Raw genomic sequence first — 13,727 nt, 5'->3', positions numbered from 1 at the left:
TAATAAAAGGACAATTATTTATTCTTCTGCTGGTAATTCTGGCTTTTCGCCTTTTTTTACGCCATAAAAATACAAGGAGTGATTTGTGATTTCAATATCAAAAATTTCTTCGATTGTTTTCTTTATTGTTTGAATACGAGGGTCACAAAATTCAATTACTTCACCAGTATCTGTCATGATAATGTGATCGTGCTGCTTGTCAAAATATGATTTCTCATAGTGCGCTTGGTTTTGACCAAACTGGTGTTTTCTAACTAGACCGCAGTCCAAAAGTAATTCTATCGTATTGTAAAGCGTGGCTCTACTTACACGATAGTTCTTGTTTTTCATCTTGATATAAAGGTTTTCTATATCAAAATGTTCTTCGCTTTCGTAAATTTCCTGAAGGATAGAATAGCGCTCAGGAGTCTTTCTATGGCCTTTATTCTCAAGATACATTGTAAAAACATTTTTTACAATTTCTTGGTTTTTGTTGTTATCTGTGGAAATGAGTGTCATATCTGGCAAAGATAAATTTTTATTTTAATAGTTTTCAAGTTTAAATAGGTATAACAAGATAAATTTGTGAGTTTTTAAACAAATATAATTTGGAGCTCACTGCAGCATGCCATTCCTACTACTATTAGATAGCAATAAGCACACCAATTGTTAGTTATGATTATTTCTTGTAAACTCGCGACACTTTGTCTACTCCGTCAATTTTCTTGATGTTTTCTATCAATTTTTTAAGAATTGTAATGTTTTGAACTACAACAATCACTTGTCCTTTGAATAATCCAGCGTCTCCACTCAAGGAGATACTTTGAATGTTCACGTGCATGTTGTTTGAAATAACCTTTGTTAACTGATTTGTCAATCCTAAAGTATCCATTCCAGTAATATTCAAAATTGCTTTGAACTCTTGCTGTGATGAATCTACCCATTTTGCTTGCATAATGCGATAGGCATAATTTGATTGCATCGAAATCGCATTAGGACAATCTTTTTTATGCACTTTTATTCCTTCATTAATAGTAACAAACCCAAAAACTTGATCTCCTGGAATGGGATTACAACAAGTAGATAATTTATAATCTAATTTGTCCTCATCTTTACCAAAAACAAGCATGTCAAAGTTATTGCTTAGAACAGGCTTGTGAATGTCTACGTCAGCAGTTTGTCCGCTACGTTTCATTTTATTTTTGAAGAAATTGATTAATGTATTGCTTTTTTGAGCAGCATAATCTTTTAGTTGTTGATTCTCAATTGAACCTACACCTACACGGTAAAATAAATCTAAACTTGTTTTTAACTGAAAGAAATTAACTAATTCATTCACTACCGATTCGTTAACAGTAATCTTAAGGTGCTTTAATTTACGTGTCAGGATTTCTTTTCCTTCCTCGGCTATTTTCTTAGTATTTTCATTTAATACGTTACGTATTTTATTTTTTGCGCGCGATGTCGTTACGTAGTCAAGCCAGTTGATCGTTGGTTTTTGATTTGCAGAGGTAATGATCTCAACTTGGTCACCACTTTTTAGTTCGTAATTTAAAGGAACTAGCTTTCCGTTGACACGTGTTCCTCGCGTTTTAATTCCAATTTCTGAGTGAATACTAAAAGCAAAATCTAATGAGGTCGCTCCTTTAGGCAAGGACTTGATATCTCCTTTTGGGGTAAAAATGTAGATTTCTTTCGAATACAAATTCATTTTGAAATCTTCAACAAAGTCTACCGCACTAGTTTCAGAGTTTTCAAGGGCTTCCTTTAGTAAATTCAGCCATACATCGAGTCCGCTTTCTTCGGTAGCGCCATTTTTATATTTGTAGTGTGCAGCATAACCCTTTTCGGCTATTTCGTCCATACGTTCACTACGCACTTGAATTTCTACCCAGCGCCCTTTAGGTCCCATAACAGTAATGTGCAAGGCTTCATAACCTGTAGATTTAGGAGACGAAATCCAGTCTCTTAATCGGCTAGGACTTGGTCTGTAATGGTCTGTAACGATCGAATAGATTTTCCAAGCGACAAATTTCTCTTCGTTAGGAGGCGATTTGTAAACAATACGCAAAGCAAACTTATCATAAACTTCATCAAAGGTTACATTTTGAGCTTTCATTTTTCTACGTATAGAGTAAATAGATTTAGGCCTTCCTTTAATTACATAGTCGATATTCTCTATATCAAGTGATGCTTTTATAATGTCAGAGATGTCTTTAATGTAGGCATCTTGTTGTTCTTTAGTCTCTCTAATTTTACTTACAATATCATTGTATATAGCCGGTTCAGTATATTTTAAACCTAAGTCTTCAAGTTTGTTTTTAATATTATATAATCCCAAACGGTGGGCTAGAGGCGCGTAAATATACAGTGTTTCTGAAGCTATTTTTACCTGCTTATAGTCTACCATAGATTCCATGGTTTGCATGTTGTGCAAGCGGTCAGCAATTTTAATTAAAATTACACGTACGTCATCGTTAAGAGTCAGTAGCATTTTTCTAAAATTCTCTGCTTGCATCGATACATTCATATCTTTTTGTACTAAAGATATTTTTGTAAGCCCTTCAACAAGTTGTGCTACCTTAGGATTAAACATGCGCTCAATATCCTTCACAGTTGTAGGAGTGTCTTCAACTACATCATGCATCAAAGCAGCTGCGATAGAAGTCGCTCCCAAACCAATCTCTGAAGCAACAATTTTAGCGACAGCAATGGGATGGAATATGTAAGCTTCTCCAGATTTTCTACGTTGGTCTTTGTGCGCGTCTACTGCAACATCAAAAGCTTTTCTAATGAGTTTCTTATCCTCTGTAGAAAGCGTTTGATAACTAATACGAAGCAATTCTTTGTACTCTTGTGCAATTGCTTTATTTTCTTTTTCTATATCTATTTCTGTCATGGCAGCAGGGTTCATTTTCTAAAAATAACGATAAGTTTGCATATATGCAAGCTCTAAATTACTCGAATTAAGCAGTGCTAATAGCACGTTTATACCACTATTATAATGCCAATTTTTTAAAGTCTAAATCTTGAAAATCGTAACTAAAGTCAGTTAGTTCAGAGATGGCGTTCATTTTTAATCCGCTAACTATTTCAGCATCATTTGTTTCGAATAAAAGATGAGCGTCAGCATGAAAATAAGCGTTGTCCCACTTCACTACATAATTTCCTTTTTTATAAAAGAAAACCTCTCCTTTTAATTGTGAAGAGCGTTTTGAAGCAAAGTAAACACGGCCTTTTTTCTCAGAAATTACGACGTCTCCAAACCAATTGTCTCTGTAAGTTCCCACAATTGCTTTATAGTCGCCTTTAATTTTGTCCTTCTGGTTCTGAGCAACTACCGCCCATACCTCTTCAGTTACTTTGTCAGCTGATGCTGCATGCGCTTTCATTTGGTTGCTATAAGTAGTCACGTAGTCATCAGAGGTGATTCCTAAATAGCTGTCCTTTATCGTGTTTGTAATGGCATTAAAAGCAGCTCCTGATTGCTGATTAGTCAATACAATAATTCCTAATTGTAACTCAGGAATATAGGTTGTTTGGGTTACGATACCTTCTAATCCTCCCGTATGCGTTACTTGTTTGTAGCCTTTAACATCACTTAAAAACCACCCTAAACCATAGCCGTTAAAATGGGTGTTGTACGGCGCTCTTGTTTTTGTAGGTATGATGGTTTGTAACTGCCACATTTCGTCGTGCTGTTTTTCTGAAAATAATTGTTTGTTTTCAGTACCATATTTTCCATTGTTCATTTGCATGATCGCCCATTTACTCAAGTCATTTACGCTAGAATAAATTCCGGCAGCGGCATCAAAGAGTTGGTTTTGGTATCTTTTAATCACTTTTAATTTTCCGTCAATAGGCACGTGTGGTGCGATGATATTGGTAGAATCTTTAAGTCGCACAAATGAAGCTGCACTATTGTTCATTTGGAGTGGGTGCATGATGCGTTGTTCAATAAAGGCGGCCCAGCTTTTTCCGCTAACTACGTGAATCACTTCGCCGGCCACGATGTACAATAAATTATCATAATCGTACTTTGTTCTAAAAGCCGAAACGGGTTTTAAATACTGTAAATTCACAATAATATCTTGCGCTGTGAAGTCACTACCGTCAGGCCATATCATTAAATCTCCTGCGCCAAGACCCAAGCCACTTCTATGTGTTAATAAATCACGAATAGTAAATTCTTGAGTAACATAATCATTATACATTTTAAAATTAGGAAGGTACTTCACTACTTTGTCATCCCATTTTATTTTACCTTCATCGACAAGCATAGCTAGTGCTGCGCTAGTAAAAGCTTTACTATTTGAAGCAATCCCAAAAAGCGTATTTGCATCTACTTTCTCTTTACTTGCAATAGATTTTACTCCATATCCTTCTGCTAGAACTACTTTACCGTCTTTTACAATGGCAACAGCAATTCCCGGTACATTGAAAGCGGTCAAAGTTCTATTGACTAATTTGTCTACTTCGGGGGCGGTTATTTGAGCAAAGCTAAGCGTTGTAGTTAGGAAACTTAGGGCAACAAAAAAGCTATTTTTCATAATTGTGATGTTTAAATATTTTGATTTTTTTAGATAAAGTAATTAGAAACCTCTTTGTCTTTTTGCTTCGAATATTAAAATTGCAGCAGCAACAGATACGTTCATGCTGTCTATTTCACCTTGCATGGGGATTATGATATTTTGAGTAGCAGCATCGCGCCATTCTTGTGTTAGGCCCGTTGCTTCGGTTCCTACAACAAGCGCGGTAGGAGTAGTGTAGTCTTGCGTATGGTAAGAAGTTGAATTTTGTAAGGTAGCACAGTAAAAATTTATCTGCTGTTTTTTTAAGTAGCTAATAATTTCATCAGTAGTTCCAGATGCAATTTGGTTAGTAAAAAGGCAGCCTACACTAGAGCGCACAATATTAGGGTTGTATAAATCACTCTTGGGGTTAGCTATAATTACGGCGTCTAAATTTGCAGCATCGGCAGTACGTAGTAGTGCGCCTATATTTCCTGGTTTTTCAGGAGCTTCGGCGATTAAAATTAAAGGATTGTCAGACAGTTTTAAGTCGGTTAACTGCATTGATTTTGTTTTGGCTACAGCCAGAATTCCTTCGGTAGTATCTCGGTAAGCTAATTTTTGAAAGACCTCTTTGTTGATTTCGATCAAAGCAGTATTAGGAGCAATTTTCTTAGCTTCAATTTCTGTGCAAATTTCAGGATAGAATAAAACGGTTTCTAAGATATATCCTCCTTTTAAAGCCAGTGTTATTTCGCGTTGGCCTTCCATTAAAAATGTTCCGGTTTGCTTGCGGTTTTTAGCTTTTTCTTGCAATAATACAAGTGACTTTATAAAAGGATTTTGAACGGATGAAATTTGTTTCAAGGGACTCTAAAATTTAGTTAGTACTGTAAGAGGCAAAGATACATAGAGAAAATGCAGTTTTATAAATTTGGGCTACAATATTTAAGTTTTACAAACACAATCGTTAATAAATACTATAACATCCCTTTAAAAGAAGTATTTTTTATAGTTTTGCAAACTTGCTGCTGCAGTACGTGGCAACGCGCTACTTCCTAATTAAAAAATCATGTTTCATTTATTAGATATCATTGGTACATTGGCATTTGCAATGTCAGGAGCTTTAACGGCTATGAGTAAAAGGATGGACCCATTTGGGGTTTACATCATTGCTTTTGTAACTGCCGTGGGTGGCGGAACTTTGCGAGACATATTAATAGGTAGAACTCCCGTGGGGTGGATGGTAGATCTAGAGTATGTCTTTATGATTTCGATAGGTTTCGTCTTAGCCTTATTGTTCAGAAAAAGATTTGATCAACTTCGTACGTCTTTATTTTTATTTGATACCATTGGATTGGGTGTTTTTACACTAATCGGACTTGAAAAGGGAATCAATGTGGGATTACATCCTATTATATGTATAGCATTAGGTACAATGACAGCCTGTTTTGGTGGGGTTACGAGAGATATTTTATGCAACGAAATTCCAGTAATTTTTAGGAAAGAGATTTATGCTACCATTTGTATTCTGGGAGGTGCAGTATTTTTTATACTTAGACGCTTTAATCTAGATAGCGATGTACTGTATTTAATCACTTCGATTGTTATTATTTCGGTGCGCTTGATGGCTGTAAAATGGAAATGGTATTTACCAACATTAGAACACAAATAGTATTTTCTTTCGAAAAAAAAAACTGCTTTAAAAATCATGCTTTCTAGTTGACTAGAGAACCTAATTTTTAAAGCAGTTTTACTTTGGCGAAAGCCTGAAAATTATTGTACTTGTGGGTGTATTTTAAACTGTTCTTTGAACAACTTCAAATATTTTAGCATCCTCACATTTTAAGGTTTTAGATGGGTATTTCATTAGCAAAGCATAATCGTGCGTTGCCATGATGATTGTTTTACCGTTTGCGTTGATGTTTCTTAAAACTTCGATTACTTCAGCACTTGTTTGCGGGTCTAAGTTTCCTGTAGGCTCATCAGCAAGGATTAATTCAGGATCATTAAGTAGTGCTCTTGCAATAGCGACACGTTGTTGCTCTCCTCCTGAAATTTGATGCGGCATCTTTGAAGCGTAGACTTTCATCCCTACTTTATCAAGAACTTCGTCAATCTTGCGGTCCATATCAATTTTATCTGTCCAGCCAGTTGCTTTTAAAACAAATAACATATTGTCTTTAATAGTACGGTCTGGTAGCAATTTAAAGTCTTGAAATACAATACCTATTTTTCTTCTTAAATAGGGAATGTCATTTTCTTTTAAAGTTCCTAAATCAAATTCTACAACATGACCTTCACCTTCGGTTAATGGCATATCTGCATAAAGAGTCTTCATTAAACTACTTTTTCCAGAACCTGTTTTTCCAATGATGTATAAAAATTCACCGTGGTTGACTTCCAAATTAATGTTAGATAAAATTACTCTATCTTCTTGATATATGGTTGCGCCTTTTAAAGACAGTACTGGTTGAGACATAATTTGCATTTATTTAAGTTGTAAAAGTAGTAAGTTAACGCTTGTATTCAAAATAAATTTCATCATTATAATAATTGTTTCTCGCTGGAAATTAAGCGCAACGGATTATAATTACTCGATAAGAATAAAAGGAATTAAATAAAAAATGCTTCTTCCATATTTTTGATAATAAAAAGCCCAAGAATTTCGTTATAAACAATAGATTATAATACATTTGAATATTAAAAAAATCAAAAACAAAATGCATAAATTTTCCTGGTTCTACTATTCCCTGTTTTTAGCTGGTTCATTTTCTATGTCAGCGCAAAAATCGATAATATATACACATGAGTTAAAAGACTTTGATAGAGCAGTTTACTTATTCAAAGAGCAGCAATACGCATCAGCACAAATCTTATTTGATAAGGTAAAAGAGGATACTATTAATGAGGAAGTAAAATCTGATTGTGCTTATTATGAGGCAAATTGTGCCATTAGAATAGGGCAAGCAAACGCTGATGTACTGATGGAAAAGTTTGTTCAAGACTACCCTACAAGTGCAAGAAGTAATCAAGCGTACATTGAAGTTGCTCATTATTATTTTGAGCAAGGTGATTATGTCAAATCATTAGAATGGTTTAATCGAGTGGATGAAAACCAACTAAGTGCTGCTGATAGAGATAAATTTAATTTCCAAAAAGGGTATGCTTTTTTTAATTCGAAAGATAAAAAAGAAGCGACAACCTACTTCAATAAGGTAGTTAATTCTAAAGAGTTTGGTTCTCAAGCCAAATATTATTTAGGTTTCATGGCTTATGAAGGTGATAATTATAAGGAAGCAACCCGTTATTTTGACGAGGTGTCTAGTGAAGAAAAATACAAAGAGAAATTGTCGTACTATCAAGCCGACATGAACTTTAAACTAGGAAGTTTTCAAAAAGCAATTGAGCTAGGGCAAAAAGCCATGGCAAAATCAAATCCTGTAGAAAAATCTGAATTAAATAAAATCATAGGGGAGAGTTACTTTAACTTGAAGGAATATGATAAAGCAATTCCTTATTTGTCGCAGTATAAAGGAAAACAAGGAAAATGGAATAATACAGATTTTTACCAGTTGGGATACGCTTATTACAAGCAGAAAGATTACGGTAATGCGATCTCTCAATTTAATAAAATAATTAACGGGAATGATTATGTAGCGCAAAATGCGTACTATCACCTTGGAGAAAGTTATTTAAATGTAGACAAAAAGCAGCAAGCTTTGAATGCTTTTAAAAATGCTTCAGAAATGACTTTTGACGCATCAATTCAAGAAGATGCAAGTTTGAATTATGCTAAGTTGAGTTACGAGATAGGAAACTCGTATCAAACAGTGCCTGAAATTTTATTGGGATTTGTTAAAAAATACCCTAATAATCCAAGTCGTCCTGATGTTGAAAGGTTGTTGATTGACTCTTATATTTCGTCAAAGAATTATAAGGAGGCATTAGTGCTTTTAGAAAAAAACAAAGGGCCAGAAAATAAATTAGCTTACCAGAAAGTTACTTTTTATAGAGGTTTAGAATTATACACGAGTAGAAACTATACTGAAGCAGCTACGATGTTCAAGAGTTCGCTAGAAGGAGCTACAGATGCGACTTTTACAGCTAGAGCACTTTTTTGGAAAGCAGAGACAGAGTATGTTTTACAAGATTTTAAAACTGCTTTATCGAGTTACAAACAATTTGTAGTTGCCCCAAGTGCGGCAAGCACACCTGAATATAAAAATAGCAACTATAATATTGCGTACGCCTATTTTAAATTAAAAGATTACGAGCAAGCTGCTGCTTACTTCCAAAAACAAATTGATGGAGGGAAACTAGATACTGATCGAAAAAATGATGCGTATTTACGTTTAGCTGATAGTTATTTTGTGACGTCAAAATACTGGCCTGCAATGGAGGCATATAATAAGGTGATTGATGCTAAGTCTGTCGATGCTGATTATGCTTATTATCAAAAAGCACTTTGCTATGGTTTTGTTTCTCGAAATGATACTAAAATCACAGAGCTGAACAATTATTTACAATTGTATCCTAAGTCTAATTACCGTGATGACGCCATGTATGAATTAGCAAATACCTATGTTGCGAGTAACAAGCAAGACTTAGCTTTAAAAACATTTGACCGCTTAATTGCCGAGAGTAAAAACGGAACCTATACCGCAAAATCAATTTTGCGTCAAGGTTTAGTGTATTACAATGGAGATAAAAATGAGTTGGCTTTAGCCAAATTTAAAAAGGTCGCTGCCTCTTATCCTAAAACACCTGAAGCGCTTGAAGCAGTTTCTTCGGCTAGGTTGATTTATGTTGATGGTGGTCGTGTAGATGAATATGCAAGTTGGGTACGTACATTAGATTTTGTTGCTGTTACAGATGCTGATTTAGATAACGACACGTATGAATCTGCAGTGAAGCAATTTGAACAAAATAATTTCAAACAAGCGATTTCAGGATTCTCAGGATATATTTCTAGTTTTCCAAGAGGAATTAACTCGCTTAAAGCAAACTTCTATTTGGCTCAAGCCTATTTTTCAGAAGGACAAAAGAACAAAGCAATTCCTAATTACCAGTTTGTAATTAACGAACCTAGAAGTGAATTTACTGAACAAGCACTAGCTCGTTTGTCTCAAATTTTATTAGACGGTAATGATAAATCGGCAGCGATTCCTGTTTTAGCAAGATTAGAAAATGAAGCAAACTTTGCTCAAAACAAAGTTTTTGCTCAGTCTAATATGATGAAATTGTATTACGATAATAAAGATTATTCTAACTCAGTAATCTATGCTGAAAAAGTATTGAATAGTCCAAAAATTGATGATAACATCAAGAGTGATGCTCAAATTATCATAGCAAGATCTGCAATTAAAACGGGTGACGAGGCTAAGGCTAGAGCAGGATATGCAAAAGTTCTTACAATTGCAAAAGGAGAGTTAGCGGCAGAAGCATTATACTATGACGCTTACTTTAAAAATAAAGACGGAAAATTTGAACTATCGAATGCTGTAGTGCAAAAAATAGCTAAAAACTATTCTAGTTATAGATATTACGGTGCAAAAGGGCTAGTGGTAATGGCAAAGAATTTCTACGGGTTAAAAGATAGTTTTCAAGCGACTTATATATTAGACAACGTCATTAAAAACTTCAGTGATTATCAAGATGTCACTGCCGAAGCACAAAAGGAATTGACAATGATTAAAGCAGAAGAGGCAAAAACAAATTCATCTATTGGAAGATAATAAGCTAGCGATTGCAACACTTTTAAGAAACCGAATTTAAAATACATTATAAATGACTATTCCGTTTTATATTGTCGACGTGTTCACAAATACAAAATATGCTGGAAATCAATTAGCTGTTTTTAAGAATGCTGCTTCTCTTACAACAAGTCAAATGCAGGAAATTGCAAGAGAGATTAATTTTGCTGAGAGCACTTTTATCACGGCAGTAGATGCCGTAAATAATACTGCGGCAATGAGAATTTTTACTCCTGCTCACGAAATGAAATTTGCAGGACATCCTATCATAGGAACGTCTTGGGTTTTACTAAATAAGATTTTCGAAAAAAAAGCAGATATTCTAGAATTACAAGTAGCTATTGGCGGAATTAAAGTCTCACGAAGAGAAGAATTGATTTGGTTAAAAGCGGCACAACCTGAGTTTTTTGAAGTTTTGAAAAAAGAGGAGTTTACACATTTTAGTAACTTGGCAATAGCCGACTTTGATCATCGATTTGAAATACAAGAGGTAACTACAGGAAGCGCCTTTGTAATGGTTCCTGTAAAAAATAAGGCAGTTTTAAGGCGTATTAAAATCGATAAAGAAAAGACGTTAAAATGGCTAGAAGAAAATTGTAAAACGGCCCATAAAGCCTTGTACTTTTTTTGTCTCGAAGAAAGCGAATTAACGAGTCGCATGATGTGCATTGAAAATGACCAGCTAATAGAGGATGCTGCAACAGGAAGTGCGAGTACTTGTTTACAAGCCTTTTTATTAAAGTATCATAGCAGTTCAATTAATTTGATTAATAATCAAGGGGAATTCATAAATCGTAGTTCTCAAATTCATTTTGATGGTCATTTAGAAAATGAAGTGTATGACATCAATATAGGTGGTAGTACAAAGTATATCGCTCAAGGCGAATGGGAAGTGTAATAAAGAAATAATTAGCAATACAATAAGTAAATGTAAAATGCGAAGTTGGCTGGCAACATACAACGAGCGTTTAGTATAATAAAAAAAATAAACATGAATTTTAATTTTCAAAATAAGATTATCCTAGGGGGACTTTTGATGGCTTTTCAATTTACGATTGCTCAAAAGAAAGAGGAAACCATAGGGTCTGAAGTGGTTAACGTAGTAAAACCATATACCGCTACAATTTCAGATGCTTTTAAAGTGCCTGAGACAGCTGTACTTGATGATGAAGGAAACGCAAAAAAAGAAAATGTAAAATACACTATATTTTCTTTTCCAGTTGCTTCGACATTCACACCTTCAAAAGGAAAAGCTGAAGGAGTAGAGCGTACAAAAAAAGCACGTATGTTTAATAATTACGCAACATTAGGTTTTGGAAGTTACGGTACAGTAAACGGAGAACTTTTTGTAAATCAAGAATTAGGTGATAACGATTACGTGGGCGGAATGTTTCGTCATTTGTCTTCTCAAGGAGGAATCTCAGGAGTTGAGTTAGACGATAAATTTTACGACACAAGTATTGACTTAACGTACGGTTCAAATTATAAAGACCTGTCGTGGAACGTAGATTTAGGGTATCAAAACCAAATTTACAACTGGTACGGTCTTCCAGCGGAATTTGGGAATAGCTTATCTAGTAATGACCGCGCTAATTTAATTAGCTCAATTGATCCGCAGCATACGTACAATAATTTTTCTGCGGGAGGTAAAATTGCTTTTACAGAGGGGATTTTAAATAAAGCTTCGGTAAAATTCAATCACTTTTCAGACTCATTTGGTTCTGTAGAAAATAGATTTTATGTAAAACCAACTTTGCAATTTGATGCTTTTGATCAGTTTGTGAAAACGAATTTCATCGTTGATTATGTGGGTGGTAGTTTCCAAAATAATTACACAAATAACAATCTTACTGAACTTAAGTATGGTTATACAAACCTAGGTGTTGAACCAAGTTTTGTAGTACAGCAAGATGATTGGACTTTAAATATAGGAGCAGGATTGTATTATAGTATAGATAAAGAGAATAGCGATAATCAATTTTTTGTTTATCCACAAATCAATGCTTCTTACAAAGTTGTTGGTGATTTAATGATTTTTTATGCTGGAGCAGAAGGTGGTTTACAGCAAAATTCATACAGTGATTTTGCTAATCAAAATACTTTTTTATCTCCTACATTAGGAATCAAACCTACAGACAAACAATATGATGTATTTGCGGGTTTAAAAGGTAGACTTACAAATAATGTGAGTTATAATGTAAAAGGATCTTATAAAAACGAAAGAAACAAAGCGTTGTTTAAAAGCAATGACTACAGTGAGAACGCAAGTAATAGTGCGTACGGTTTTGGGAATTCTTTCCAGGTGGTTTACGATGATATGAGAACTTTGAGTCTAACAGGAGATTTAAAAGCTGCTTTTTCAGAAAATGTTAGTGTGGGAATAGGAGGAACTTTTAATAGTTATACTAATGATGTTCAACAAGAAGCATGGAACTTGCCAGAGATTCAATTAAATGCAAACGTTGATTTCAATATTACACCAAAATGGTATGCTGGAGCTACTGTATTTTATGTGGGAGAACGTAAAGATCTTCAATCAAATACTCGTTTTGTAGTTAACAATACACCTATTACTCTAGAAAGTTATTTTGATGCAAATGCGCATGTAGGTTATAAATACAATGACCGTTTAACTGCTTTTGTGAGAGCAAACAACATAGGTAGTCAAGCGTATCAAAAATGGTTGAACTACGAGGTTCAAAGTTTCCAGATTATGGTAGGAGCAAATTATAAATTTGATTTTTAATTTGGCTTTAAGCCAAAACGACAGCATAAAAAAATGGCTTCCTAAATTTAGGAAGCCATTTTTTATATCGTCTAGAAATAGAATTATTCTGTAAAAGGAACAGCAACTCTAGTTTTGTCCCAACCTAAGTTAAGTACAATTCCTTTGTCGGCTTTTGTGAAAACCATTGAGAAATTCTCTAGTGAATCTGCTGCTTGTGTTGCAGGTACTTTTAAACGAGCGACATCATTTTCTTCTTTATAGAAATAAGAACCCCATACATTAAGATCTTTACTCAATATAATAGTATAAGTATCTTTTTCAGGAATAGCATACATTGTATATGTTCCCGCTTTTACTTTTGTGTCACCTAATTTCATGTCTTTATAAAGAGTAATTTCTGCAGCTTCATTTGCTCCAGTTCTCCATACTTTTCCTGATGGTGCTAATTCTTCTAGGCTGCGTCCTTTTAATTGTGGACGGCTGTAAGTTACTTTAGCTAATTTTGCAGCGTCTTTGTAGTCATTTGGGTATGCTGCAACATCCATAGGACTCTTGTCTAAGTCAGGAAATTTTTGAGCTGTAGCACTAATAGACAGTAAAGTAGTCATGCTAAAAGCCATTGCGGCAACAAGTGTTGATTTTTTCATAAGTTGGTTTTAAATTAATTTGATCGCAAATTATCAATTGTGACTTTAAAATTATCACAAAGGGTGTTAAATTTTAGAAAAGATTCTGGTAGCCAGCTATAATAAA

General features: G+C 34.4%; 10 protein-coding genes. 4 read left to right on the top strand and 6 right to left on the bottom strand.

Annotated elements, in window-relative coordinates; translation table 11 throughout:
• Positions 1 to 18: 18 nt before the first annotated feature.
• The 4 genes from HNQ00_RS04535 to HNQ00_RS04520 form a co-directional block, all read right to left on the bottom strand.
• Positions 19 to 498, bottom strand: a complete 480-nt coding sequence (locus tag HNQ00_RS04535) for a Fur family transcriptional regulator (RefSeq protein ID WP_173837148.1) — start codon at positions 496 to 498, stop codon at positions 19 to 21.
• 160 nt (positions 499 to 658) lie between these two features.
• Positions 659 to 2,878: a RelA/SpoT family protein gene (locus tag HNQ00_RS04530; protein ID WP_173837147.1), complete on the bottom strand. Its 2,220-nt coding sequence runs from the start codon at positions 2,876 to 2,878 to the stop codon at positions 659 to 661.
• A 100-nt stretch (positions 2,879 to 2,978) separates the two neighbouring features.
• Positions 2,979 to 4,529: a serine hydrolase gene (locus tag HNQ00_RS04525; protein ID WP_173837146.1), complete on the bottom strand. Its 1,551-nt coding sequence runs from the start codon at positions 4,527 to 4,529 to the stop codon at positions 2,979 to 2,981.
• 42 nt (positions 4,530 to 4,571) lie between these two features.
• On the bottom strand, positions 4,572 to 5,357 hold the full coding sequence (locus HNQ00_RS04520) for a TrmH family RNA methyltransferase (RefSeq protein ID WP_173837145.1): 786 nt from the start codon (positions 5,355 to 5,357) through the stop codon (positions 4,572 to 4,574).
• A gap of 205 nt (positions 5,358 to 5,562) precedes the next feature.
• On the opposite strand from HNQ00_RS04520, the gene HNQ00_RS04515 reads away from it, so the two are divergent.
• Positions 5,563 to 6,165, top strand: coding sequence for a trimeric intracellular cation channel family protein (locus HNQ00_RS04515; protein WP_173837144.1), 603 nt, complete (start codon positions 5,563 to 5,565; stop codon positions 6,163 to 6,165).
• Positions 6,166 to 6,288: 123 nt separating this feature from the next.
• Here HNQ00_RS04515 and HNQ00_RS04510 read toward each other — a convergent pair whose 3' ends face one another.
• Positions 6,289 to 6,972, bottom strand: coding sequence for a cell division ATP-binding protein FtsE (locus HNQ00_RS04510; RefSeq protein ID WP_173837143.1), 684 nt, complete (start codon positions 6,970 to 6,972; stop codon positions 6,289 to 6,291).
• Positions 6,973 to 7,213: 241 nt separating this feature from the next.
• On the opposite strand from HNQ00_RS04510, the gene HNQ00_RS04505 reads away from it, so the two are divergent.
• The 3 genes from HNQ00_RS04505 (at position 7,214) to HNQ00_RS04495 (ending at position 12,992) form a co-directional block, all read left to right on the top strand.
• Entirely contained in the window at positions 7,214 to 10,228 is a 3,015-nt protein-coding gene (locus HNQ00_RS04505) for a tetratricopeptide repeat protein (protein WP_173837142.1), read from the top strand.
• Positions 10,229 to 10,280: 52 nt separating this feature from the next.
• A complete protein-coding gene (locus HNQ00_RS04500) occupies positions 10,281 to 11,144 on the top strand; it encodes a PhzF family phenazine biosynthesis protein (RefSeq protein WP_173837141.1) in 864 nt (287 codons plus the stop codon).
• A 93-nt stretch (positions 11,145 to 11,237) separates the two neighbouring features.
• Positions 11,238 to 12,992 carry a TonB-dependent receptor gene (locus tag HNQ00_RS04495; protein WP_173837140.1) on the top strand — a complete coding sequence of 585 codons (1,755 nt, stop codon included), beginning with the start codon at positions 11,238 to 11,240 and terminating at the stop codon, positions 12,990 to 12,992.
• Positions 12,993 to 13,075: 83 nt separating this feature from the next.
• Here HNQ00_RS04495 and HNQ00_RS04490 read toward each other — a convergent pair whose 3' ends face one another.
• Positions 13,076 to 13,621, bottom strand: a complete 546-nt coding sequence (locus tag HNQ00_RS04490; protein ID WP_173837139.1) for a DUF2911 domain-containing protein — start codon at positions 13,619 to 13,621, stop codon at positions 13,076 to 13,078.
• Positions 13,622 to 13,727 lie beyond the last annotated feature (106 nt).

Source organism: Flavobacterium aeripolare, from assembly GCF_013294025.1.
Lineage (GTDB): Bacteria > Bacteroidota > Bacteroidia > Flavobacteriales > Flavobacteriaceae > Flavobacterium.
The sequence above is the reverse complement of the archived record's forward strand: the minus strand, read 5'-3'. Positions and strand labels throughout refer to the sequence as shown.